Annotated in this window: 22 protein-coding genes and 2 pseudogenes; 11 read left to right on the forward strand and 13 right to left on the reverse strand. The window is 72.9% G+C overall.

Going from position 1 to position 22,385, the window contains the following annotated elements; all coding sequences use genetic code 11:
• Positions 1 to 25 precede the first annotated feature (25 nt).
• Entirely contained in the window at positions 26 to 2,395 is a 2,370-nt protein-coding gene (locus tag ACFYXA_RS10245; protein WP_389030499.1) for a hypothetical protein, read from the reverse strand.
• Positions 2,396 to 2,694: 299 nt separating this feature from the next.
• Between ACFYXA_RS10245 and ACFYXA_RS10250 the strand changes: the two genes are divergently transcribed.
• Both ACFYXA_RS10250 and ACFYXA_RS10255 read left to right on the forward strand, forming a co-directional pair.
• A complete protein-coding gene (locus tag ACFYXA_RS10250; protein WP_130440475.1) occupies positions 2,695 to 3,525 on the forward strand; it encodes a DeoR/GlpR family DNA-binding transcription regulator in 831 nt (276 codons plus the stop codon).
• A gap of 53 nt (positions 3,526 to 3,578) precedes the next feature.
• Complete coding sequence (locus tag ACFYXA_RS10255) at positions 3,579 to 4,055, forward strand: SRPBCC family protein (protein ID WP_389030503.1); 477 nt, start codon at positions 3,579 to 3,581, stop codon at positions 4,053 to 4,055.
• A gap of 60 nt (positions 4,056 to 4,115) precedes the next feature.
• On the opposite strand, the gene ACFYXA_RS10260 is transcribed toward ACFYXA_RS10255, so the two are convergent.
• Entirely contained in the window at positions 4,116 to 5,240 is a 1,125-nt protein-coding gene (locus ACFYXA_RS10260) for a PLP-dependent cysteine synthase family protein (protein ID WP_352246978.1), read from the reverse strand.
• A gap of 345 nt (positions 5,241 to 5,585) precedes the next feature.
• On the opposite strand from ACFYXA_RS10260, the gene ACFYXA_RS10265 reads away from it, so the two are divergent.
• Both ACFYXA_RS10265 and ACFYXA_RS10270 read left to right on the forward strand, forming a co-directional pair.
• Positions 5,586 to 5,909, forward strand: coding sequence for a hypothetical protein (locus ACFYXA_RS10265; RefSeq protein ID WP_389030507.1), 324 nt, complete (start codon positions 5,586 to 5,588; stop codon positions 5,907 to 5,909).
• A 206-nt stretch (positions 5,910 to 6,115) separates the two neighbouring features.
• Positions 6,116 to 6,637: an ATP-binding protein gene (locus ACFYXA_RS10270; protein ID WP_389030510.1), complete on the forward strand. Its 522-nt coding sequence runs from the start codon at positions 6,116 to 6,118 to the stop codon at positions 6,635 to 6,637.
• 328 nt (positions 6,638 to 6,965) lie between these two features.
• On the opposite strand, the pseudogene ACFYXA_RS10275 reads toward ACFYXA_RS10270, so the two are convergent.
• The 3 genes and pseudogenes from ACFYXA_RS10275 to ACFYXA_RS10285 all read right to left on the reverse strand — a co-directional run.
• Positions 6,966 to 7,188: pseudogene (locus tag ACFYXA_RS10275) on the reverse strand (hypothetical protein); the annotation flags it as partial.
• Positions 7,189 to 7,197: 9 nt separating this feature from the next.
• Positions 7,198 to 8,472: an ROK family protein gene (locus tag ACFYXA_RS10280; protein WP_389030513.1), complete on the reverse strand. Its 1,275-nt coding sequence runs from the start codon at positions 8,470 to 8,472 to the stop codon at positions 7,198 to 7,200.
• A 28-nt stretch (positions 8,473 to 8,500) separates the two neighbouring features.
• The gene (locus ACFYXA_RS10285; RefSeq protein WP_389030516.1) at positions 8,501 to 9,163 is read right to left on the reverse strand and encodes an alpha-ketoglutarate-dependent dioxygenase AlkB family protein; all 663 of its coding nucleotides are present in this window, start codon (positions 9,161 to 9,163) and stop codon (positions 8,501 to 8,503) included.
• A gap of 129 nt (positions 9,164 to 9,292) precedes the next feature.
• On the opposite strand from ACFYXA_RS10285, the gene ACFYXA_RS10290 reads away from it, so the two are divergent.
• Complete coding sequence (locus ACFYXA_RS10290) at positions 9,293 to 10,474, forward strand: methyltransferase (protein WP_389030519.1); 1,182 nt, start codon at positions 9,293 to 9,295, stop codon at positions 10,472 to 10,474.
• A gap of 157 nt (positions 10,475 to 10,631) precedes the next feature.
• Here ACFYXA_RS10290 and ACFYXA_RS10295 read toward each other — a convergent pair.
• Positions 10,632 to 10,823, reverse strand: a pseudogene (locus ACFYXA_RS10295) (transposase); the annotation flags it as partial.
• 33 nt (positions 10,824 to 10,856) lie between these two features.
• Positions 10,857 to 11,246 (reverse strand): RidA family protein, encoded by a 390-nt coding sequence (locus tag ACFYXA_RS10300; RefSeq protein ID WP_352246983.1) that lies wholly within the window; start codon positions 11,244 to 11,246, stop codon positions 10,857 to 10,859.
• A gap of 72 nt (positions 11,247 to 11,318) precedes the next feature.
• Here ACFYXA_RS10300 and ACFYXA_RS10305 point away from each other — a divergent pair, with 72 nt between their 5' ends.
• Positions 11,319 to 12,227 carry a LysR family transcriptional regulator gene (locus ACFYXA_RS10305; RefSeq protein WP_352246984.1) on the forward strand — a complete coding sequence of 303 codons (909 nt, stop codon included), beginning with the start codon at positions 11,319 to 11,321 and terminating at the stop codon, positions 12,225 to 12,227.
• Between the two features lie 339 nt (positions 12,228 to 12,566).
• Here ACFYXA_RS10305 and ACFYXA_RS10310 read toward each other — a convergent pair whose 3' ends face one another.
• Both ACFYXA_RS10310 and ACFYXA_RS10315 read right to left on the reverse strand, forming a co-directional pair.
• A complete protein-coding gene (locus tag ACFYXA_RS10310) occupies positions 12,567 to 13,385 on the reverse strand; it encodes an SAM-dependent methyltransferase (RefSeq protein WP_389030524.1) in 819 nt (272 codons plus the stop codon).
• Positions 13,386 to 13,528: 143 nt separating this feature from the next.
• Positions 13,529 to 13,927 (reverse strand): MarR family winged helix-turn-helix transcriptional regulator, encoded by a 399-nt coding sequence (locus ACFYXA_RS10315; RefSeq protein ID WP_389030527.1) that lies wholly within the window; start codon positions 13,925 to 13,927, stop codon positions 13,529 to 13,531.
• Between the two features lie 86 nt (positions 13,928 to 14,013).
• On the opposite strand from ACFYXA_RS10315, the gene ACFYXA_RS10320 reads away from it, so the two are divergent.
• Both ACFYXA_RS10320 and ACFYXA_RS10325 read left to right on the forward strand, forming a co-directional pair.
• Positions 14,014 to 15,528 (forward strand): MFS transporter, encoded by a 1,515-nt coding sequence (locus ACFYXA_RS10320; protein WP_389030530.1) that lies wholly within the window; start codon positions 14,014 to 14,016, stop codon positions 15,526 to 15,528.
• A 69-nt stretch (positions 15,529 to 15,597) separates the two neighbouring features.
• Positions 15,598 to 15,900, forward strand: coding sequence for a DUF6332 family protein (locus ACFYXA_RS10325; protein WP_389030533.1), 303 nt, complete (start codon positions 15,598 to 15,600; stop codon positions 15,898 to 15,900).
• A gap of 102 nt (positions 15,901 to 16,002) precedes the next feature.
• Here the strand turns inward: ACFYXA_RS10325 and ACFYXA_RS10330 are convergent, their stop codons facing one another.
• Entirely contained in the window at positions 16,003 to 16,695 is a 693-nt protein-coding gene (locus ACFYXA_RS10330; RefSeq protein WP_389030536.1) for a TetR/AcrR family transcriptional regulator, read from the reverse strand.
• Between the two features lie 182 nt (positions 16,696 to 16,877).
• Here ACFYXA_RS10330 and ACFYXA_RS10335 point away from each other — a divergent pair, with 182 nt between their 5' ends.
• Positions 16,878 to 17,333, forward strand: coding sequence for a nitroreductase/quinone reductase family protein (locus tag ACFYXA_RS10335; protein ID WP_389030539.1), 456 nt, complete (start codon positions 16,878 to 16,880; stop codon positions 17,331 to 17,333).
• A 43-nt stretch (positions 17,334 to 17,376) separates the two neighbouring features.
• Here ACFYXA_RS10335 and ACFYXA_RS10340 read toward each other — a convergent pair whose 3' ends face one another.
• Positions 17,377 to 18,666 (reverse strand): geranylgeranyl reductase family protein, encoded by a 1,290-nt coding sequence (locus ACFYXA_RS10340; protein ID WP_389030542.1) that lies wholly within the window; start codon positions 18,664 to 18,666, stop codon positions 17,377 to 17,379.
• Between the two features lie 134 nt (positions 18,667 to 18,800).
• On the opposite strand from ACFYXA_RS10340, the gene ACFYXA_RS10345 reads away from it, so the two are divergent.
• Positions 18,801 to 20,156: a dipeptidase gene (locus tag ACFYXA_RS10345; RefSeq protein ID WP_351088983.1), complete on the forward strand. Its 1,356-nt coding sequence runs from the start codon at positions 18,801 to 18,803 to the stop codon at positions 20,154 to 20,156.
• 65 nt (positions 20,157 to 20,221) lie between these two features.
• On the forward strand, positions 20,222 to 20,938 hold the full coding sequence (locus ACFYXA_RS10350) for an MBL fold metallo-hydrolase (RefSeq protein ID WP_389030547.1): 717 nt from the start codon (positions 20,222 to 20,224) through the stop codon (positions 20,936 to 20,938).
• Positions 20,939 to 20,978: 40 nt separating this feature from the next.
• On the opposite strand, the gene ACFYXA_RS10355 is transcribed toward ACFYXA_RS10350, so the two are convergent.
• Entirely contained in the window at positions 20,979 to 22,022 is a 1,044-nt protein-coding gene (locus ACFYXA_RS10355; RefSeq protein WP_352246993.1) for an NUDIX domain-containing protein, read from the reverse strand.
• Positions 22,023 to 22,163: 141 nt separating this feature from the next.
• A complete protein-coding gene (locus ACFYXA_RS10360) occupies positions 22,164 to 22,352 on the reverse strand; it encodes a hypothetical protein (RefSeq protein WP_352246994.1) in 189 nt (62 codons plus the stop codon).
• Positions 22,353 to 22,385 lie beyond the last annotated feature (33 nt).

The raw sequence follows: 22,385 nt of genomic DNA on the forward strand, positions 1-22,385 counted from the left end.
CTTCCGGCGTCGAGTCGGCGCGCCTTCAGGCCTCCGCCGCGGCCGAGGCCTGCGGCTCTTCCGGCCGGGGGCGCTGCGGGGGCATCTCCGGCCGCAGACGGCCGAGGAGCCGTTCTCGTTCCAGGGCGAAGGCCGGGTCCGCCTGGTAGTCGGAGTGGCCCAGGATCGGGGCGGGCAGGGGGTGCCGCGCCGTGCGGCCGTAGGCGAGCGGGTCGGCCAGGGGCGGGTGGTCCACCTGGGGGCCGCAGTCGTCGCCGGACAGCCGTACGGGCCCGCCGATGGGGTCGGTGAGCCGGTAGAGGTTGCGCCAGCAGGCGATCTCCTCGTGCAGGGCGGTCAGCGCGGCCGGGCCGAAGTGGGCGGGGAACCACCGGCCGTAGAGACGCTCGATCGGGGAGCCGTAGGTGAGCAGCGCGACCCGTCGGCGGTCGGCGGGCTGCAGCTGCCAGGCCGCCGCGGCGGCGAGGACGCTGCCTTGGGAGTGGCCGGAGATGACCAGTCGGCCGCCGGTGACGCGGGTCCAGGTGGCCATGCGCCAGGTCAGGTCGGGCACGGCGCGTTCGGCGTAGCAGGGCGGGGCGAAGGGGTGGGCGGCGCGCGGCCAGAAGGTGCCGACGTCCCAGAGGATGCCGATGGTGCGGCGGGCGGAGGCGTCCTTGTAGGCGCGTCTGCCCCAGGTGACGAACAGCAGGAAGCCGAGCCCTATCAGCCAGGAGCCGAGCGCCTGCCCGGTCTCGGCGGCGCCCCGCACCAAGGGGTGGGCGGACACGGCGGCCCGCTGGGGGGTCGTGCCGGTGGTGAACGCGCCGACCAGGGCCCCCGCGCCCAGCAGCAGGGTGGTGGCGGCGGTGACGGCGACGAGGAGCGGGCCCCGGTCGGTGAGCGTGGCCATCGCGCGGGCGCGGGCGATCCGCCGGGTGCGGGCGGGATCGCCGGGTCCGGTGTCGTACTCGCGGGCCACCGCGGCTTGCTCGACGCGGGTGAGCAGCCAGACGCGGCGGCCGAGCAGGGCGCACAGCGCGAGCTGTACGAGGATCAGCGCGGGGATGACGGACGCCTGCCAGGTCAGCAGGACGGGCGGGCCGGCGAGGGAGGTGCCCGTGCCGTCCAGCCAGTCCGAGACGCGCTGGGAGACCCCGCCGGACATGACGCCGCCCAGGGCGCAGGCGAGTGTGGCGACGGCGGGCCCGCCGAGGCCCCGCAGCGCGGTGCGCCCTTCGGGGTCGCCGGTGGAGCCGCGGTGCAGCGCGGCGGCGACGACGGCGAGGGAGATCACCAGGGCGCCCTGAGTGAGGGCGATGCCGCCGAAGGTCAGGTCGCCGGGCAGCCGTCCGGACGACGTCCAGCCGGGGCGCTCCCAGCCGGCGTAGACGAGGGTGAGGACGAGCAGGGTGAGGGCGGCCAGCGGCAGGCGTCGTACGAGGTGGGCGTCGAGCCGGCGGTCGAGGCGGTGTTCGCTGCGGCCGCGGCGGCACACCACCCAGACCGTGGCGAGGGCGCCGGTGGCGAGGGCTGTCTCCAGGAGCCGGCCGAGGATGTCGAGGAGGACGGGGCCGCCCGGCCGGGCGTCGTGGCGGGCGGCCGCGGCGCCGACGGCGGCGGCGACGGTGAGCAGGCCGGCCGCGGTGTGCGCCGCGCGCAGCCGGGCGACCAGGCGGCGGCCGTACCAGAAGCCGGGGCGGCCGAGGGCGGTGTGGCCGAGCGCGTCCTCGGGTTCGGGCCGGGCGTTCAGAGGTTCCTGAGACTCGTAGGCCCGCCAGGTGCGGTGGGAGAGGTACCACAGCAGGCCGGTGAGGGCGGCCGGGACCAGGGCGGCGAGGGCGAGGCGGCGGCCGGGCAGGGTCCACCAGCCGCCGTCGCGGACCGATGGGGACAAGAAGCCCAGCCAGGTGTGCCGCTCGGCGCAGGCGGCCGTGCCGGCGCACTGCCAGGCCGTCAGGTCGAGGGCGACCTCGCAGGCCGCGGCGACGAGCAGCACCGTCAAGCTGAGCCCGGCGAGCCGCACGAGCAGTCCGTAGCAGCGGACGGTACGCGTGCGTGCGGGTGCGGCGGGTCGCATCCAGTGGGCGAGGTTGACGACCATGAAGGGCAGCAGCAGGAGCCACAGGGCGCGGGTGCCGTTGCCGGAGGTGAGGTTGCACCAGACGTACGCCTCGGGGACCGGCCGGTCCCGGGGGCCGCCGGTCGCGGAGACGGTCCCCTGCCCGCCCCTGTGGTCGGCGTCGACGTCGGCGGCTCGCCGGAACACGGCGGCGGTGTCGTCACCGGTGATCCGCACCGTGCGCGGATCGTTCAGCATCTTCTCGGGCGTCGCCCCGCCCACGCCGTGGACCAGGAGTTCCAGGGCGGCCGTGGCCTCCCCGCCGGTCAGAGTTCGTTCCTGTGCACGTTCCACCGTTGTGCCACTTCCCCCGTGACGCGCTGTCGACCTGCGTGCGGGCACCAGGATCGCCGCTGGACGGTCCGAACACACCGGTTGTGACCGAATTTCCCCCGATCCGTGTGACGGACGGAATCGACGCGTGTCGAATCCGTGACATGACCGCGTCGACAGGCGGTGGCGCGACCGGTGCCCGCCCGTGCGAGGATGGGACGCCCGCGTCCCGCCGACCGGCAGAACGCCCACGTCGGCGCAGGTGCGCGAGGCGTGTCGGACGGAGTGGGTCGGCTTGAGTCGAGAGGACCGGAGCGTACGTGAGTGAGAATCAGAACCTCCTCGCGGAGCAGCGCCGCACACTGATCCTGGACGAGGTCCGGCGCCGGGGCGGCGTCCGCGTCAACGAACTGACCCGCAAGCTCGGCGTGTCGGACATGACGGTACGCCGTGACCTCGACGCGCTGGCCCGGCAGGGCATGCTGGAGAAGGTGCACGGCGGGGCGGTGCCGGTCGTGGAGGCGAGCACGCACGAGCCGGGTTTCGAGGCCAAGTCGGGGCTGGAGCTGACCGCCAAGGAGGACATCGCGCGGGCGGCCGCGGAGCTGGTCGCGCCGGGCAGCGCGATCGCCCTGTCGGGCGGCACCACGACGTACGCGCTGGCGCACCGCCTGGTCGACGTGCCCGACCTGACGGTGGTCACCAACTCGGTGCGGGTGGCCGATGTGTTCCACGTGGCGCAGCGCACCTCGGGCCCCCGGCAGGGCGCGGCCACGGTGGTGCTGACGGGCGGGGTGCGCACGCCCTCCGACTCGCTGGTGGGCCCGGTGGCCGACCAGGCGATCGCGGCGCTCCACTTCGACGTGCTGTTCCTCGGCGTGCACGGGATATCGGCGGAGGCCGGCCTGTCGACGCCGAACCTGGCGGAAGCCGAGACCAACCGGCGGCTGGTGCAGTCGGCGCGCCGGGTCGTGGTGGTGGCCGACCACACCAAGTGGGGCGTGGTGGGCCTGAGTTCGTTCGCGTCGCTGGATCAGGTCGACACGCTGGTGACGGACGCGGGACTGCCGGGCGCGGCCCGCGCGGAGGTGTCCGAGCATCTGCGGCGGCTGGTGGTGGCGGGCGAGGCCGACGAGGACGCAGACATCTGACCCGGCACTGGCTAGGGTGACGCACCCGTTCGTCGTGCTGGGAGGTGGTGTGCGTGGCTCACCGGTTGCGGCCCGAAGGTCTGGGCTTCCTGACGGCGGCGCCCGTGCGGCTGGTCTTCGCACGGGAGGTCGCCGCTCCCCCTGAGCGGGTCTTCCGCGCGCTCGCCGAGGACGTGCCCGGCTGGGCCGCCTGGTTCCCGGCGGTGGCGTCCGCGCGGCCGCTGGACGGCGGCGCGGGGCGCGACGTACGGCTCCGGGGCGGGACGCGTTTCCGGGAGACCGTGCTGGCGGCGACGGAGCCCGAGGTGTACGCCTACCGGGTCGACGTCACCAACGCGCCGGGGGCCCGGGCGCTGGTCGAGGAGTGGCGGCTCGCGCCGGCGGGTGCGGGCACGCGCGTGTGCTGGACGTTCGCGGCGGACGGCACGGCGGCCTTCCGGGGCGTGCTGCGGCTGGCCCGGCCGGGGATGGGGCGGACGTTCCGGGACGCGGTGACGCGACTGGACCGGCGGCTCAGGGAGCTGCCGTAGGCGGGCGGCAGGGGGCGGACGAGGGCGGGTGCGGCTAGGGGCACACGGTGAGGTGCGGCCTCATTCCGGCCACACGCCCGTCGCCAGCAGCGTGTCGATCGCCTGCGTGTACGGGGTGATGTCCAGGCCCTGGTCGGCGAGCCAGGCGTCGGAGTAGTACTTGTCGAGGTAGCGGTCGCCGGGGTCGCACAGCAGGGTGACCACGCTGCCCTGCCGCCCCTCGGCCACCATCTCGGCGACGATCTTCAGCGCGCTCCACAGCCCGGTGCCGGTGGAACCGCCCGCCTTGCGCCCGATGCCCCGCTCCAGGGCGCGCACGGCGGCGACGCTGGCCGCGTCGGGCACCTTCATCATCCGGTCGACGGCGCCGGGCACGAAGCTCGGCTCCATCCGGGGCCGGCCGATGCCCTCGATGCGGGAGCCGCAGTCGCAGGTGACGTCCGGATCGCCGGTGGTCCAGCCCTCGAAGAAGCAGGAGTTCTCCGGGTCGGCGACGCACACGCGCGTGTCGTGCTGCATGTAGTGGACGTAGCGCGCGATGGTCGCCGAGGTGCCGCCGGTGCCGGCCGTGGCGACGATCCACGCCGGCTCCGGGAACCGCTCCAACTCCAGCTGCCGGAAGATGGATTCGGCGATGTTGTTGTTGCCGCGCCAGTCCGTGGCCCGTTCGGCGTAGGTGAATTGGTCCATGTAGTGGCCGCCGGTGTCCTCCGCAAGGCGGGCCGACTCCTCGTACATGGTGCGCGGGTCGTCGACGAAGTGGCAGCGGCCGCCGTGGAACTCGATCAGGCGGATCTTCTCGGCGCTCGTCGTGCGGGGCATGACGGCGATGAAGGGGACGCCGATCAGCTTGGCGAAGTACGCCTCGGACACCGCCGTCGAGCCGCTGGACGCCTCGATCACCGGGCGGTCCGGCCGGATCCAGCCATTGCACAGGCCGTACAGGAACAGGGAGCGGGCCAGGCGGTGTTTGAGGCTGCCGGTGGGGTGGGTCGACTCGTCCTTGAGGTACAGGTCGATGCCCCAGTGCTCGGGGAGCGGGAAGCGCAGGAGGTGGGTGTCGGCCGAGCGGTTGGCGTCGGCCTGGACCTTGCGGACGGCTTCTTTCAGCCAGGTGCGGTAGAAGGCGTCACTGCGGTCGACGTCGAGGGTGGCGCCGGTCCTGGTCTGCTGGGGGGTGGTCACGGCGGGCTCCTTCGTACGTCGCGTCGGCGGGCGGCAGACGCTTGCCGACACCTCGATCATAAACATCTGTCACACCACTTCCCACCTGCATAAACGCGTCTTTGGGGGGCTCAAAGGCGGCCCTGGGTGCGCGGGGCGCGCGGGTGGGGGCGCATTCGCGCGAGTGCTCCGGACGTCCGGCGTCCGCGTGTCGCGTGCACTGGTGCTCGACGCCGTGCGGGGGCAGACTGCACGGCGTCGGGACAGAGTCCCGGACGGGGGCGCACACTGGACCACGACACGAGCCGGTTCCCGGCCCACGGGGGGGGGAGCGCGGGCCGGCTCACCCACGCGCAAGGGGGCGGGATGGCGGAGCCGGAGTTCAGGGCGACGGGCGTGCGGATCGGGAAGCGGCTGCGCTCGCTCACCCGGGCCGGTCAGGTCCGGATCAGCGACGGAAGGCTGGAGCTGCTGACCAGTTACGGCAGCGAGATCGACAGCGCGCCGGTGCAGGCGGTCCGCGCCTCCCGGCCGTGGTTCGCACCGGACGACCGGGCACTGGCCGACCTCAACGGCAACCGGTACTTGTTGACGCTGGGTGAGCACGACCCGGCGCCGGGCGAGCCGGGGCCGCCCGCGGCGCGCCGGTTCATCGAGGCGGTGCGCAAGGCGGCGGGACGCGGGGACTGAGCCGGCCGAGCGGGGTGACGGGACGGCGAGTTGCGGTCCTCGATCCCCTGCGTCACGCTGTTCTCACGTCACTCTGGGTTTACCGGCGATAACGCTGCGAACCAGCCCGCCGGCCACGACAGCAGGCGGCCGCCTCGTGCAGACGCGCTGCTCCGATCGATCCGAACTCCGTGTTCTTCCGGACCTCATGTCGGGGAGTCGCAGCCGTGATCAGCAACCCAAGCAGGCACTGCACGGTGGAGCTTCAAGCCCTGCCGTCGCGGATCGGCCAGGTCCGCAGAATCGTATCGGCACAGTTGCGCTACTGGCATCTGGACCCGTTGATAGACCGGGCCTCGCTCGGTGTGACGGAGTTGTTGACCAACGTCCACCTGCACGCGCAGCCCGACAAGACGTGCACGGTGGAGATGGAGCTCCTGCTCGACCGGCTCACCGTCTCCGTCCACGACCGCGACCCCCGGCTCCCGGTGCTGGAGACCGCCGACGCGTTCGCCACCTGCGGGCGCGGGCTCGCGATGGTGGCGGCGGTCAGCGAGAGCTGGGGCGCCAAGCCGGACGGCGATTCCGGCAAGGTCGTCTGGTTCACGCTGCCTGCCCCGCTGCCGGTGCCCGAGCGGCTGGCGCGGCCGACCCGGCGACTGGCCGCGGACCGACTGTTCCCCGAGGTGGTGGGGGTCGACGACCGCAGGCCGGCGCACGCTCCGGCGCGATCGGCGGCGGTCGGCTGAACCCCGCGCGCCCCGCCGCCTGAGGGGGCCCGGGGTGTGCACGGGCGCCTTCGGGTGAGCGCGCGGGGGTCGTGTCAGCGTTTCGGCGGGAGTCGGCTCAGCGCCCGGAGTCGGCTCAGCGTTTCGCCCGGGCGTCCGCTCAGCGTTTCGGCCGGGCGTCGGCTCGGCGTTTCGGCCGGGTGTCCCCTCAGCGTTTCGGCCGGGCGTCGGCTCGGCGTTTCGGCCGGGTGTCCTCTCAGCGTTTCGGCCGGGCGTCGGCTCGGCGTTTCGGCCGGGTGTCCTCTCAGCGTTTCGGCCGGGCGTCGGCTCAGCGTCTCCGGGAGCCCGCTCAGCGCTTCTCGTCGAAGCCGGCGAAATACGCCGCGGCCATGTCCTCGTCGGCGTGACGCCGTGCGGCGGCCCGCTCCAGCCGGGCGGCGCTCGGGGCCGCCACGCCGAGCCGGACGCCGTTGCCGCGGCCGTCCTCGACGATCAGCTGGACGTTCTTGGCCGGCCTCGACGATCAGCCGGACATCCTTGGCGGCAGTGACCACCCCGAACCGGGCGGGCGTGTCATGACGTCACCTTCCCGCCGCCGCACCGGCGTTTCCGGTTCCTCCCGCGAGTGCCCTCAGCGGGTCGTCCAGCACGGGCTGCCAGGCCAGTTCCGCCGCGCCGACCAGACTGTTGTGGTCGAGCGAACAGCCGAGGATGGGGACTCCGCCGTTGCGGCCCCACAGTCCGCGGTCGGCGACGACCGCGTGGAGGCGTTCGGAGTCGGCATCCAGGAGGGTTCGGTGCAGCCCGCCCAGGATGATGCGGTCGGGGTTGAGGATGTTGACCAGCCCGGCGAGGCCCAGGCCGAGCCGGTCGACGAGCGCCTCGACAGCGGTGCGCACGGTGGGGTCCGCGTACTCCTCGCGGATGAGTTCGTTGGCCTGCTGGAGCAGGGAGCCCTCGGGTCCGGGATCGCGGCCTGCGGCCGTCAGCAGGGCCAGCGGGTCGGCCTCCACGTCCAGGCAGCCACGGCTGCCGCAGTGGCAGGGGCGGCCCTCGGGGTTGACGGTGAGGTGACCCACTTCGAGGGCCAGGCCCGAACTGCCCGTGTGCAGACGGCCGTCCAGCACCAGCGCCCCGCCGACGCCACGGTGGCCGGTGGCCACGCACAGCAGGTCACGCGCGCCGCGCCCGGCACCGTGCCGGTGTTCGGCGAGGGCGGCGAGGTTGACGTCGTTCGCGGCGAACGCCGGCCCGCTCACCCCGGCGGCCCGGACCCGTTCGGCGAACACCTCCCGCACCGGCGCGCCCGCCGGCCAGGCGAGGTGGAGGGGGTTCAGGGCCAGGCCCTCGGGTTCGGTGACCGCCGACGGCACGGCCAGCCCGGCACCCACACAGTGCCGGCCCGTCCGCCGCAGCAGGTCGGCGCCGGCGTCCACGGCGGCGCCCAGCACCTTGGCCGGGTCGGCGTCGACGGCCTCGCAGCTGGGGGTCGTCGCGACGATACGGCCGCCCAGGCCGACCAGCGCCGCGCGGAAACCGTCGGCGTGCACCTGCGCGGCGAGGACCACGGGGCCCTCGTCGGCCAGGGCGAGCCGGTGCGAGGGGCGGCCCTGGGAGCCGGCGGCGGCGCCGGGGCGGGCGTCGACCCGGATCAGGCCGAGCGCCTCCAGCTCCGCGGCCACCGCGCCGGCAGTGGCGCGAGTGACGCCGAGTTCGGCGGTGAGCACCGCGCGGGTCGGCGCCCGCCCGGTGTGCACGAGCTCCAGCGCGGGTCCGAGCGCACCGCGCCCCCGGTCCAGCCGCGCCCTCGACGTGGTCCCTTCCCCCGCGTGCCGGGGGTCCGCGTTGCCGGTCATGACGGCGATCCTCCCATGATCCGCTCCGTCAGCCGCCGTCCGGGAAGCCGCTGACCCGCAGGGTCACGTTCAGCCGCCCGTCCAGCCCCAGAGCGGCGGGGCCCGTCCCCGGGTACACCCTCGGCACGCCGTGGTACGCGACCCGGGACTCCCCTCCGAAGACGAACAGGTCGCCGCTGCGCAGCTCGACGTCGGTGTAGGGGCGGGACCGCGTCGCGGTGTTGCCGAAGCGGAACACGCAGGTGTCGCCGAGACTGAGGGACACCACCGGCGCGTGCGAGGTCTCGTCGGCGTCGCGGTGCATGCCCATGCGGGCGTCGCCGGCGTAGAAGTTGATCAGCGCGATGTCGTACTCCTCCGTCCCGGCCGGTTCCGGCCCCAGCGCGTCGGTCAGCGCGCGCCGACCCAGGTCGCCGAGCCAGGCCGGGAAAGGCTTCACCGGGGCGCCGTCGCCGTCGACGACCGTGCGCGCGTAGGCGTACGGGTACCAGTGCCAGCCCAGGCAGACCTGGCGGGCGGTCATGGCGCCGCCGCCGGGTGTGCGCACCGTGCGCAGTCCGGCGGGCGGACGCGCCCACTCCCGGCAGGCGTCGAGCAGCTCGCGCTGGCCGGCGGGGCCGAGCCAGTCGGGCACGTGCACCGCGCCCGGCGCGATCAGTGCCCGCTCCCGGGGAAACAGCTCCGCGTCCATTACTCCATCCTCCCCCACCGGCCCTGACCTGCGGCTCGCGCGCGGTCCGGACGGGCATGGTGCCTCGCGCGCGACCCGGACGGGCATGGTGCAAGGATCCCTTAGCCTTGACGCACGATGGACGACCGTATGACGACTCCCTGGGGCGAGCTCACGCTGGCCCGCCACCCCGAGGACCCGCGCGACCGGCTGCGTGCCTGGGACGCCGCCGACGCGTATCTGCTCCGGCATCTCGCCGAGCAGGACGTGCCGGCGGACGGGACGGTCGTGGTGCTCGGCGACCGCTGGGGCGCGCTCGTCACGGCGCTCGCGGCGCACGGGCCCACGGGGCCCGCCGGAGCGCCGGGCCCGGCTCCGCGGGCGACGCAGATCACCGACTCGTGGCTGGGGCAGGAGGCCACCCGGGCGAATCTCGCCCGCAACGGCGTCGCGCCCGGCACGGTCCGGCTGCTCACCACGCAGGATCCGGTGCCCGCCCGCGTCGACGTGCTGCTGGTGCGGGTGCCCAAGAGTCTCGCGCTCCTGGAGGACCAACTGCTGCGCCTCGCGCCCTCGGTGCACGCGGGGACGGTCGTCGTCGGCGCCGGCATGGTGAAGGAGATCCACACCTCTACGCTCCAGTTGTTCGAGCGGATCCTCGGCCCCACCCGGACCTCGCTCGCCCGGCAGAAGGCCCGGCTGATCTTCTGCACGCCGGACGCCTCGCCGGAGCGGCAACTCCCGTCCAACCCCTGGCCGTACCACTACGACCTGCCCGACGGCATCGGTGCGCTTTCCGGCCGTCCGGTGGTCAACCACGCGGGCGTGTTCTGCGCCGACCGGCTCGACATCGGCACCCGGTTCTTCCTGCGCCATCTGCCCCGGCCGCAGGGAGAGCGGCGGGTCGTCGACCTGGGTTGCGGCAACGGCATCGTGGGCACGGCGGTCGCGCTGGCCGACCCGCGCGCCGAAGTGCTCTTCACGGACGAGTCGTTCCAGGCCGTGGCCTCGGCGGAGGCGACGTACAAGGCCAACGGCGCGCCCGGACGGGCCGAGTTCAGGGTCGGGGACGGGCTGGCGGGGGTGGCGGACGGCAGCGTGGACCTCGTGCTGAACAATCCGCCGTTCCACTCCCACCAGGCCACGAGCGACGCGACGGCGTGGCGGATGTTCACCGGGGCGCGGCGCGCGCTGCGGCCGGGCGGCGAGCTGTGGGTGGTGGGCAACCGTCACCTGGGCTATCACGTCAAGCTGCGGCGGCTGTTCGGCAACAGTGAACTGGTCGCGGGTGACCCGAAGTTCGTGGTGCTGAAGGCCGTCAAGCGAGGTTGAGCCGGGGCGCCGGAAGGTCCGAGGCGCTGCGCACGCGGCCTGTCGAGGCGGCCGGCTGCCTCTCCGCTGGGCGCCCGCCCCCACCGCGCGGTGCGGGACCTGCCGAAGTCTGCCACCTGGTCACGAACTGACCGAGCCGCACGGGATCCTGTACCGGAACGGTCTTCCACGGCCCGTACTGTGAAGGCAGGTCACGCCAGGGGAGGCCGGTCCGCAGACGATAGGGGATGCCGTTGATCACCGTGCGGTGGTCGCTCCACCGGCCGCCCGGCCGTCCGCTGCTGGGCAGCAGCGGCTCCAGCCGATTCCACTCATGATGTGTCAGATCACCCCGCCCGCCGCCGGGCACGACGCCCCCTTTACCTGAGCCCAGATCGGGCTGCTACGCGGTGGCCCTCCGTGCGTACACCTCTATCTCGATCTTCATGCGGGGGTCTGAGAGGCCGCACATGAGCATCGTGGCGGCCGGCCGGACGCCGCCGAAGCAGCGGCGCAGGACCGGCCAGCAGGACTCGAAGTCTTCGCGGTCGGGCAGCAAGTAACGCACCCGCACCACGTCGGCGAAGGCGCACTTCGCCTCGGCCAGCGCGGCCTCGATGTTGCGCAGGCACTGCTCGGCCTGCACCACCACGTCCTCGGAGATCGTCATGGTGGTGTAGTCGAAGCCGGTCGTCCCGGACACATGCACCCAGTCACCGTCGACCACGGCACGGGCATAGCCGATCTCCTCCTCAAAGGTCGAGCCGCTGAGGATCGCGCGTCGCTCCGTCATGCCCAGAACGCTAAGCGACCAGCACAGATACGTCTAATACAGCTGTAGTCATAGCCTGATATCTCTAGGCGTATGGAGCGTCCCGAACTTCCCCTCCCACAGCTGCACGCCTTCGTCGTACTCGCCGAGGAACTCCACTTCGGCCACGCGGCCGCCCGCCTGGGCATCGCCCAGCCGCCGCTGAGCCAGCAGATCCGCCGACTGGAAGACAAGGTCGGTCACGCGCTGTTCACCCGCCAACCGGGACGCGTCACGCTCACCCCGGCCGGCCGCGAACTGCTGCCCGCCGCGCGGCGGGCTCTCACCGACCTTGCGGACGGTCTGGCCACAGCCAGGGCCGTGGGCAGTGGCCGGGCCGGCCGTCTACGGATCGGTTTTGCCGCCTCCCTCGCCCTGACCATCCTGCCTGGCCTGCTGCGCACCTTCCGGCAGCGGTTCCCCGGTGTGCACCTGGACATCCATGAGATGACCACCGCGCCGCAGATCGCCGCCCTGCACGACAAGACCATCGACATCGGCCTGCTGCGTGAGCCCCCCGCCGGCGAGGCAGAGCTCGGGTTCAGGACGGTACTCAGCGAGCCCTTCGTGGCCGTCCTGCCGGCCGCCCACCCTTTGGCAGCCCAACGGACCGTGCAGCTTGCACAGCTGGCGGACTCGCCCTTCGTGCTGCTGCCCCGTGCGGTCGGCCCACAGCTGCACGACCAGATCACCGGGCTGTGCACCGCAGCAGGCTTCACACCGCAGGTAGCCCAGCACGCGGTGGAGTGGCAAACCGTGTGCGCGCTCGTGGAAACCGGTCTGGGCGTCTCCCTGGCCCCGGCGAGCATCCGACGCATGCGCCTCAAAGGCGTCGCCTTCCGCAGGATCGAGCCCAGCACCGCTCGCACGAGAGTCGCCGTCGCCTGGCGCAAGAACGACCAAAGCCCTCCGGTTACGCACCTGCTGGCAACCCTCAGCCAAGATCCGCCGGACAGGCCATAGGCACGGGCGGCGGCTGACAACCAGGAACGACGCCCAGCCGTTCGGATCCGCCGGGGAGGACCGGCACCCGAGTGGGGCGGATGCCGGTCCGTTCAGGGGCCGTGGGGGCGGCGCCCACGGGCGGTTCGCCGTCCATGAGGCGTGCTCCCCGAGCCCCCGGTCGCCGGACGGGGGTCCACGGTCGGGGGTCCGAGGGGGCGGGCCGTGCAATGTGCGGGGCGTCAACTGTCGTCGCTGTCAGGCTGTTTCGCCAGACCGGCGCAGCGAGGAATCGACGGACGGCCGGGGTGCGCAAGCTCCGCACCCCGGCCGTCGGCCGCCCTGACTTCTCTTCGTCTCCTACTTCTTGCGTGCCACCCCGCAGTAAGCGTCCACGGCGACGGCCGAGTTGGCCGGATCACCCGCGTCCGGACGCCACTCGGGAACTCGGACGACACCCGGTTCGACCAGGTCGAGTCCTTCGAAGAACCCGGCGATCTCGTCGACGCCGCGTACGTAGTACGGCACCGCGCCGCTGGCGTTGTAGGCGTCGGACGCGGCGATCATGCCTTCGCTGGTCGCGGTGCTGTCGCTGATGACCAGGTAGCTGCCCGACGGCAGGCCGGCCATGAGCCGGCGCACGAGGTCGCGGGCCTGCTCGTGGTCGGCGACATGGCCGAGGGTGTTGAGGATCATCAGGGCTACCGGACGGCTGAGGTCGAGGGTGCTGCGGGCGGCCTCTGTGACCTTCTCGGGCTGGTGGAGGTCGGCGTCGAGATAGGCCGTGCGGCCCTCGGGGGTGCTGGTGAGCAGGGCGTTCGCGTGGGCGAGGACGATGGGGTCGTTGTCGACGTAGACGATGCGGGCGTCCGGGGCGGCCCGCTGGGCGACCTCGTGGGTGTTGTCGGCGGTCGGCAGGCCGGTGCCGACGTCCAGGAACTGCCGGATGCCCTGATCGACGGCCAGATGACGCACCGCACGGCCGAGGAAGTGGCGGCTGGTGACGGCCACGTCGACGAGGCCGGGGAAGATCTCCTTGATGTGGTCGCCGATCTCCCGGTCGACCTCGTAGTTGTCCTTGCCGCCCACGAAGTAGTTCCAGAACCGGGCCGAGTGGGGCTTGGACGTGTCGATCCGGGCGGGGGCGCCGGCGGTGGTCTGGGGGGCGGGTTCCGGCACGGCGAGGCCTCCTGCGCGCTCAGGGTGGTGATCGGAAACCCCAACCTAAGTCAACTCGCCCTGGGGAAAGGCACGTCAGAGCGCCCGAGGGCAGCGCACCGCGCCGTTTCGGCCATCCTGGGACCACCGGAGGGGACGGGCCGTCAGTCCGACAACATCCGTGTCAGCACGGCACGTTGGACCGGCAGCACCTCGTCGTGCAGTGCGCGCCCCTTGCCGGTGAGGGCCACCCGTACGCCCCTGCGGTCCTCGGCGCACATCCCGCGCTCGACGAGGCCGTCCTTCTCCAGCCGGGCGATCAGCCGCGACAGCGCACTCTGACTGAGGTGGACCCGGTCGGCGATCTCCTGGACACGGAAGGCGCAGGCTCCGCCCGGGTCGGTCGCGGCGCTCGCGGCGAGGACGTCGAGCACCTCGAAGTCACTGCCGCACAGGCCGTGTTGGTGCAGGGCCCGGTCCAGCTCGCACTGGGTGCGGGCGTGCAGCGACAGGATGTCCCGCCACTCTTCCACGAGCGCCTGCTCGGCCTTCTTCCCCACCATGGGCCGCACCGTAGCAGAGAAGGGGTTTGATTGCATCCGAATTAAATGCGTTTGCATTCGATGCAGATGCATGTAGTGTCTGCGGCATGTCCTCTCCGCTCCCCTCCCCCGCACCCCGCCTCCCGGAGGTCCGCTGGACGCCGCGCCTGTGGGGAACCCTGCTGGTGCTCTGCGCCGCGATGTTCCTCGACGCGCTGGACGTGTCGATGGTCGGCGTCGCCCTGCCGTCCATCGGCGCCGACCTCGGGCTGTCCACCTCGACACTGCAATGGATCGTCAGCGGCTACATCCTGGGCTACGGCGGTCTGCTCCTCCTCGGCGGCCGCACCGCTGACCTGCTGGGCCGCCGTCAGGTCTTCCTGGTCGCCCTCGGCGTCTTCGCGCTCGCCTCACTGCTCGGCGGACTGGTGGACTCCGGCCCGCTGCTGATCGCCAGCCGGTTCATCAAGGGGCTCAGCGCGGCCTTCACCGCCCCCGCCGGTCTGTCGATCATCACCACGACGTTCCCGGAGGGCCCGCTGCGCAACCGCGCGCTCTCCATCTACACCACCTGCGCCGCCACCGGCTTCTCCATGGGCCTGGTCCTCTCCGGCCTGCTGACCGAGGCCAGCTGGCGCCTCACCATGCTGCTTCCCGCGCCGATCGCCCTGATCGCCCTGGTCGCCGGCCTGAAACTGCTGCCGCGCAGCGCTCGCGAGCGGGGTCACGACGGCTACGACGTCCCCGGCGCCGTCCTCGGCACCGCGTCGATGCTCCTGCTGGTGTTCACCGTGGTCCAGGCGCCGGAGGCCGGGTGGGCGTCCGCCCGGACTCTGCTGTCCTTCCTCGCCGTCGCCGTGCTGCTGAGCGTCTTCGTCCTCGTCGAGCGGCGCTCGCCCAGCCCGCTGATCCGGCTCGGCGTGCTGCGTTCGGGCAGCCAGGTTCGCGCCCAGCTCGGCGCGATGACGTTCTTCGGCTCTTACGTCGGTTTCCAGTTCCTGGCCACTCTTTACATGCAGACGCTGCTGGACTGGTCGGCGCTGCACACGGCGCTCGCGTTCCTGCCGGCGGGCGCTCTGGTCGCGCTCTCCTCGACCAAGGTCGGCTCGGTCGTGGACCGCTTCGGCACCCCGCGGCTGATCACGGCCGGGTTCGCGCTCATGGTCGTCGGCTACGCGCTGTTCCTGCGCGTCGACCTGGACCCGGTGTACGCGGCCGTGATCCTGCCGAGCATGCTGCTCATCGGCGCGGCCTGCGCCCTGGTCTTCCCCTCGCTCAACATCCAGGCCACCAACGGCGTCGAGGACCGGGAGCAGGGCATGGTCTCCGGCCTGCTGAACACCTCTGTGCAGGTGGGCGGGGCGATCTTCCTCGCCGTGGTGACGGCGGTGGTCACCGCCGGCGCCCCCGCCGATCCCACCCCGCAGGCCGTGCTGGACAGTTACCGCCCCGGCCTGACGGTGGTCACCGCCATCGCCGCCCTGGGTCTCCTGATCAGCCTGACCGGCCTGCGCACCCGCCGCCCCGGTCCGACGGTGCCGGTCGCACGGTCCTCGAGCGATGTCGTCGTCGAGTCCACGGTGCGGAAGCCGGAAGCGGAGCGGGTGCCGGTCCACGACTAGGAAGACGCCTCCAGCGTGTGCCCGGCGGGGCGGTTGTTCCGCCGGGCGCACGCCTGTGAGACTTGCGGGATGAGCGAGTACGGGGGACGACGCCGGCAGGCGCGGCGGGACGCGGTCACCGTCGAGATCGGGTACGCGCTGTTCAGCGCGGCGTTCGCGGCAGCAGTGATCTTCGGGGCGGTCGTCGGCCCGGCTCTGCTGTTCCGACTCCCGTCCGGCATCGAGGTGTTGCTCATCCGTACGGGGTACGTGCTCGCGCCCCTGGTGTTCGCGGCGCGCGTGGTGAGCGTGCTCGTCGGCTTCCGCCCCGACGCCTCACGGCCGAGCGGCGCCCACCCCGACTCGCGCTGCGGCGCCCACCCCGACGCGTAGACGCGGCCCGTTCAGCCGGGGTCTTCGCGGGGCGCCGCGTCAGCGCCGCTCGACCGCTGCGGCAGTCGCGCCCACCTCAACTGCCCCCGTTGCCGGGGCGGTTCAGCCCAGTCCCACGCCATGGGCCAGACGGGTGGCCGCGTGGCGGAAGAACGGCTCGCGGTCCTCGACCACCCGGTGGAACTGCCCGAACAGTTCGAATCCCACCAGGCCGTACAGCTGCGCCCAGGCCGCGACCAGCGCGGCGACCGTCTCCGGGGGCAGGTCGGGTGCGAGGTCGGCGGCCATACGGTCGGCCTCGGTGCGCAACTCGTCGGGGAGCGGCGGAAGTTCGGTTCCGCCGGCGCTCAGGCGGGCGTCGCGCAGGATGCCGATGAAGAGGAGGCCTACGCGGGAGGCGGCGGGGATGGTCGTGTCGGGTGCGCTGTAGCCGGGCACCGGCGACCCGTAGATCAGCGCGTACTCGTGGGGATGCGCCAACGCCCAGCCGCGCACCCCCTCGCAGACCGCCACCCAGCGCCGGAGGGGGCCGGCGTCCGCGACGGCGGCGTGCGCGGTCTCGGCGCTCTCGCCGAGGGAGTCGTAGGCGTCGATGATGAGCGCGGTGAGCAGGTCGTCGCGGCTGGGGAAGTACCGGTACAGCGCGGAGGAGACCATGCCGAGCGCGCGGGCCACGGCACGCAGGGAGAGCTTGGCGGCGCCTTCGGCCGCGAGCTGCCGACGGGCCTCGTCCTTGATGGCGGCGGTGACTTCGATGCGGGCGCGGGCGCGCGCGCCTTGAGTGGTGCTGCTCATGGGGGCAGTGTCGCACGACGGGCGGAGCACCGCACACATTCGAGAGCGGCGATCCGCAGCGAGATTGCCGCACACAAAAGAGAGCACTGCTCTTGCTTTGGAGCATCCATCCGGTGCAGACTCCTCGCAAGGGAAACGAGAGCACCGCTCTCGGAACCGCTCACTCACCGCTGGGGGCCATCATGTCGACGCCGTACTACATCCAGAGCAGCAGGCTCAACACCCGCTTTAACAACGTCGTCGGCTGGCTGGCCCGGCACGGCGTGAGCCTCGCCGGCACGGCCGAGATGTCCGTGCGGGGCCGCAAGAGCGGCAGGATGCAGCGTATCCCCGTCAACCCGCACACATACGAGGGCGCGCGGTACCTGGTCTCGGCGCGGGGTCACTCCCAGTGGGTGCGCAACATGCGCGCGGCCGGGGGCGGCGAGCTGCGTGTGGGGCGCAAGGTGCACACGTTCTCCGCGGTGGAGCTTCCCGACGAGGAGAAGCTCCCGGTCCTGCGGACCTACCTGGAGAAGTGGGGCTGGGAGGTCAACCAGTACTTCGACGGGGTGACCGCCAAGTCCACCGACGCCGAGATCACCGCCGCGGCGGGCGACCACCCGGTGTTCCGGATCACGGTCGACGACCGTCCCTGACTGGGCCCGACGTCCCCCGTGAGCTGCCTCCCGGCGCCCCGCCTCAGTCCTCCCGGGACCGGCCCTCCCCGGACTGGCCTTCCAGAGACCGGGCCTCGCGGGGCTCCTGCGTCCCGCCGGCCCCCACCCACCGGTCCATGACGTTCAGCGCGCGCTGGGCCATCGGATGCGAGCGCACCAGCTCGCCCAGCGTGGTCCGGCCGCGGGTGATGTCCGTGAACGCCCGCCAGGCCGGGCGCACGCCGGTCAGCGCCGCGTGGAAGAGGCCGGGCCGGCGTTCGAAGGCGGCGAGCATCCGCTTGCCGACGCTCATCTCCACGCCGAGGCCCGCCTTGACGGCGAACGCGTAGTTCAGGGCCTGACGGCGGGTGTCCACCGCGTCGTGCGCCTCCGCGATGCGGACCGCCCACTCGCCGGCCAACCGGCCCGAGCGCAGCGCGAAGGAGATGCCCTCACGGGTCCACGGCTCCAGCAGGCCCGCGGCGTCGCCGCAGACCAGCACGCGCCCTCGGGAGAGCGGGGAGTCGTCGGCGCGGCAGCGGGTCAAGTGGCCGGAGGAGATGCTCGGTTCGAAGCCGGCGAGGCCCAGCCGGCCGATGAAGTCCTCCAAGTAGCGCTTGGTGGCCGCGCCTTCACCGCGCGCGGAGATCACGCCGACGGTCAGCGTGTCGCCCTTGGGGAACACCCAGCCGTAACTGCCGGGCATCGGGCCCCAGTCGATGAGGACCCGCCCCTTCCAGTCCTCGGCGACGGTCTCCGGCACCGGGATCTCCGCTTCGAGGCCCAGGTCCACCTGGTCGAGCTTCACGCCGACGTGCGCTCCTATGCGGCTGGCGCTGCCGTCCGCGCCGACGACCGCGCGCGCCAGGAGCGTCTCGCCGCCCTGGAGGACGACCGCGACCGTGCGCCGGTCCGGCACCGACGAGCCGTGCTGCTCGACGCGCTGCACGGTGACGCCGGTGCGCAGCTCGGCGCCCGCCTTCTGGGCGTGTTCGACGAGCTGCTGGTCGAACTCGGGCCGGTTGATCAGCCCGAACAGCATCTGCCGGGAGCGTCGGGTGCGGGCGAAGCGCCCGTTGTGGGAGAAGGTCACCGCGTGCACCCGGTCGCGGAAGGGCAGCTCGAAGCCCGGTGGCAGCGCGTCGCGCGAAGGTCCGATGATGCCGCCGCCGCACGTCTTGTAGCGGGGCAGCTCCGCCTTCTCCAGCAACAGCACGCGCCGCCCCGTGACCGCCGCCGCGTAGGCGGCCGAAGCCCCCGCGGGTCCCGCGCCCACCACGACGACGTCCCACACCCGCTGCACGTCGTCCGCCGAAGAGTTCTCGCTGCTCACGATGGTCTACTGCTCCCGATCAAGCCGCTTGCCGCACCTGTCCCACGCATCCTACGGCGGAGATCGCCGCCGTCCGCTGTGGGAGGATCGACGGCACCCGCAGGTACAACGTCGCACCCACGAGGAGCGTGCCCATGTCGTCGAATCCGGTCGCCGAGACCGTCGCCTCTCTGATGCCCCGGGCGAAGGCGGAACTCACCGAACTGGTGGCGTTCAGGTCGGTGGCGGACTTCGACCAGTTCCCACGGAGCGAGAGCGAGGCGGCCGCGAACTGGATAGCGGCGGCGCTGCGTGTCGAGGGCTTCGAGGACGTGGCGCTGCTGGACACGCCGGACGGCACCCAGTCCGTGTACGGCTTCCTGCCCGGCCCCGAGGGCGCGAAGACGGTGCTGCTCTACGCGCACTACGACGTGCAGCCGCCGCTGGACGAGGCCGGCTGGGACACGCCGCCGTTCGAGCTGACCGAGCGGGACGGCCGCTGGTACGGGCGGGGCGCCGCCGACTGCAAGGGCGGCTTCATCATGCATCTGCTCGCGCTGCGCGCCCTCAAGGCGGACGGCGGGGTCCCGGTGAACGTGAAGGTGATCGTCGAGGGTTCCGAGGAGCAGGGCACGGGCGGTCTGGAGCGGTACGCCGAACAGCACCCGGAGCTGCTGGCCGCCGACACGATCGTCATCGGCGACGCGGGTAACTTCCGGGTCGGTCTGCCCACGGTCACCTCCACCCTGCGCGGTATGACCATGATGCGGGTGACGATCGACACACTGGCGGGCAACCTGCACTCCGGCCAGTTCGGCGGGGCCGCCCCCGACGCGCTCGGCGCGCTGATCCGCGTCCTGGACTCGCTGCGCGCCGAGGACGGCTCGACGACCGTCGACGGTCTGACCGACGGCGAGCCGTGGGAGGGGCTGGCGTACGAGGAGGAGCAGTTCCGCCGGGACGCCAAGGTCCTGGACGGCGTCGAGCTGATCGGCTCGGGGACGGTCGCCGACCGCATCTGGGCGCGTCCGGCGGTCACGGTCCTCGGCATCGACTGCCCGCCGGTCGTCGGCGCCACCCCGTCGGTGCAGGCGAGCGCCCGCGCGCTGATCAGCCTGCGGGTGCCGCCGGGCCGGGACGCGGCCGAGGCGACGAAGCTGCTCGAAGCCCACCTGGAGGCGCACACGCCGTGGGGCGCGCGGGTGCGGACGGAGCAGATCGGGCAGGGCCAGCCGTTCAGCGCCGACACGACGAGCCCGGCGTACGCGGCGATGGCCGAGGCGATGGCGGTGGCCTACCCGGGTCAGGAGATGCAGTACGCCGGCCAGGGCGGGTCCATCCCGCTGTGCAACACGCTCGCGGCGCTGTACCCGCAGGCGGAGATCCTCCTCATCGGGCTGAGCGAGCCGGAGGCGCAGATCCACGCGGTCAACGAGAGCGTCTCCCCGGAGGAGCTGGAGCGGCTGTCGGTGGCGGAGGCGTTGTTCCTGCGCACCTACGCGGCGAGCTGATCCGCCCGCTCTGCCCTCGGCAGAAGGCGCTGCCCGCCGGGCGGGGTCCTGCCTAGGGTCGGCTCATGGACATCATCGAGCTGCTGCCCCGTCTGCACCTGCTGCGTTTCCCGGTCGGTCAGGCCTATCTGTGGTGTGACGGTGACGAGTTGACGCTCGTCGACGCCGGGCCGGCCGGCTCCGGCCGGGTGATCGCCGACGCGGTCACGGCCCTGGGGCACTCCCCCGGGGCCGTACGGCGGGTGGTGCTCACCCACTTCCACGAGGACCACGCGGGCGGGGCCGCCGAGTTCGCCGCGCTGTCGGGGGCCGAGGTGCTGGCGCACAGCGCGGACGCGGCCGTCCTGCGCCGCGAAGTCCCGGCTCCGCCGCCGGTGTTGCTGGACTGGGAGCGCCCTCTGCACGCGGCCGCCCTGCGGCTGTTGCCCGAAGGCGACTTCCAACGGCCTTCACAGGTCTCGGAGTTGTCCGACGGCGATGTGCTCGCCTTCGGTGGCGGTGCGCACGTGCTGCACGTCCCCGGGCACACCGACGGCAGTATCGCGCTCCATCTCCCCCATCAGGGCGTGCTGTTCACGGGCGACACGATCGCGGCCTCGCCGGTCGACGGGTCGGTCGTGCCCGGCGTCTTCAACCTCGACGGCTCCCGGGTGCTCGCCGCTCTCCACCGTCTGGCCGCCCTCGACACGCGCACCGCCTGCTTCGGCCACGGCAGCCCGGTGACGGAGAACGCCTCGGACGTCCTCCGTGAGGCGGCGGACAGGTCCGGGGCCATGCGGTGACGTACGTGCGGGGCACGGTGTCCGCCCCGTGCCCGGTCCGTCAGCCGACCGGTGTGCCGGCCTCCAGGTAGAGGGCGGCGCCCCGTTCCCGTGCGCGCAGGGCCCAGCGCAGGCGCTCGTAGCGGACCGGGGGCAGCAGGTGGGCGGCCTCCTCCTCGGTCACGAAGCGCCAGGCGCGCAGTTCGGGGCCGGGCAGCAGCAGGCCCGCGACGGCGGCGGGGTCGAGGGGGCCGCCGTCGAAGAGGAAGCGCAGACCGCCGTATCCGGGGGGCGTGGGCCGTTCCCAGTCGACGACGAGCAGCCGGGGCGCCTCGTCCAATTGGACGCCGGTCTCCTCCCGCACCTCGCGCATTCCGGCGCGTGCGGGCGCCTCCCCCGGTTCCACGACTCCGCCGGGGAACTCCCAGCCGGGCTTGTAGGTGGGGTCGACGAGGAGGACGCGGTCGTGCTCGTCGAAGAGCAGCACGCCGGCGGCCACGGTCTCGCCGGTGGGTTCGGGGGTCTGCACGATCTCGCAGACGGGGACGGTTCCGGCGCCGACGGCCTCCGCGATGCGGAGGGCGGTCTCGTACGGGGTGAGGGCGCTGGTGTCGACAAGGTGGGCGTCGGCGGTGAGCCAGGAGGCGAGGGCGGCTCGGTACGGTTCGATGTGGTCGTACGACCACTGCCGTACGCGCATCTCGCCGTCGGGGAGGTCGGGCGGGACGTCCCGCTCGGCTATCCGCCCGCGCAGGATCGTTTCAGCCGGGGCCAGGAGCACATGCCGGACGGGGATGCGGCGGGCGGCGAGGGCGCCGAAGATCTCGTCGCGGTACTCCTGGCGCAGCAGGGTCATGGGGACGACGAGGGTGCCGCCGAGCTCGCCGAGGAGCGCGGCGGCGGTGTCGATGACGAGTCGGCGCCAGATCGGGAGGTCCTGGAAGTCGCCGGCCTCGGCGAGGCGTTTGGCCGGCAGCAGGTGCGGGAGCGCCGCGCCGATGACCTCGGGGTCGAAGAGCGTGCTGTTCGGGATCAGGTCGATCAGTTCCCGTGCGGCGGTGGTCTTCCCCGCACCGAACGCGCCGTTGATCCAGACGACGGTCACGTGTCCCCCTCTTCGGTCGGCCCCCTGGGGCTTGCCCGCTCCACCCTGCCACGGAAACCGCGTCGCGTTGAGGGCGCGTGACACGGCGACGCCGGTCCCCGCGGGCCGGGGACCGGCGTCACGCCGTCGTGCGGGGGCGGGTCAGTCGCCGAGGGTGCCCTCGTCCACGGCGAGGCTGTCGGCGGCGACGGTGTGGTCGAGGGTGCTGAGGGTGTCGCCGACGTTCAGCCCGTCGAATTCCTCACCGGCCGTGCTGTGCGAGGGGGTGATCGCCGCGACGACGAAGCCGGTGGCGAGTGAGGCGATGGCGAGCATGCTGCGCTTCTTCATGCCCGGAACAACTACGAAGCCGCCCTGAGGTCA

This window comes from Streptomyces sp. NPDC002566, from assembly GCF_042889585.1.
Lineage (GTDB): Bacteria > Actinomycetota > Actinomycetes > Streptomycetales > Streptomycetaceae > Streptomyces.

What these genes read in the sequence shown, in the direction of transcription:
- ACFYXA_RS10325 (WP_389030533.1), top strand. Translation starts at nt 15,598, where the DNA reads ATGAGCGAGTACGGGGGACGACGCCGGCAGGCGCGGCGGGACGCGGTC.
- ACFYXA_RS10330 (WP_389030536.1), bottom strand. Translation starts at nt 16,695, where the DNA reads ATGAGCAGCACCACTCAAGGCGCGCGCGCCCGCGCCCGCATCGAAGTC.
- ACFYXA_RS10320 (WP_389030530.1), top strand. Translation starts at nt 14,014, where the DNA reads ATGTCCTCTCCGCTCCCCTCCCCCGCACCCCGCCTCCCGGAGGTCCGC.
- ACFYXA_RS10335 (WP_389030539.1), top strand. Translation starts at nt 16,878, where the DNA reads ATGTCGACGCCGTACTACATCCAGAGCAGCAGGCTCAACACCCGCTTT.
- ACFYXA_RS10360 (WP_352246994.1), bottom strand. Translation starts at nt 22,352, where the DNA reads ATGAAGAAGCGCAGCATGCTCGCCATCGCCTCACTCGCCACCGGCTTC.
- ACFYXA_RS10305 (WP_352246984.1), top strand. Translation starts at nt 11,319, where the DNA reads ATGGAGCGTCCCGAACTTCCCCTCCCACAGCTGCACGCCTTCGTCGTA.
- ACFYXA_RS10345 (WP_351088983.1), top strand. Translation starts at nt 18,801, where the DNA reads ATGTCGTCGAATCCGGTCGCCGAGACCGTCGCCTCTCTGATGCCCCGG.
- ACFYXA_RS10265 (WP_389030507.1), top strand. Translation starts at nt 5,586, where the DNA reads ATGGCGGAGCCGGAGTTCAGGGCGACGGGCGTGCGGATCGGGAAGCGG.
- ACFYXA_RS10315 (WP_389030527.1), bottom strand. Translation starts at nt 13,927, where the DNA reads ATGGTGGGGAAGAAGGCCGAGCAGGCGCTCGTGGAAGAGTGGCGGGAC.
- ACFYXA_RS10300 (WP_352246983.1), bottom strand. Translation starts at nt 11,246, where the DNA reads ATGACGGAGCGACGCGCGATCCTCAGCGGCTCGACCTTTGAGGAGGAG.
- ACFYXA_RS10350 (WP_389030547.1), top strand. Translation starts at nt 20,222, where the DNA reads ATGGACATCATCGAGCTGCTGCCCCGTCTGCACCTGCTGCGTTTCCCG.
- ACFYXA_RS10280 (WP_389030513.1), bottom strand. Translation starts at nt 8,472, where the DNA reads ATGACCGGCAACGCGGACCCCCGGCACGCGGGGGAAGGGACCACGTCG.
- ACFYXA_RS10290 (WP_389030519.1), top strand. Translation starts at nt 9,293, where the DNA reads ATGACGACTCCCTGGGGCGAGCTCACGCTGGCCCGCCACCCCGAGGAC.
- ACFYXA_RS10285 (WP_389030516.1), bottom strand. Translation starts at nt 9,163, where the DNA reads ATGGACGCGGAGCTGTTTCCCCGGGAGCGGGCACTGATCGCGCCGGGC.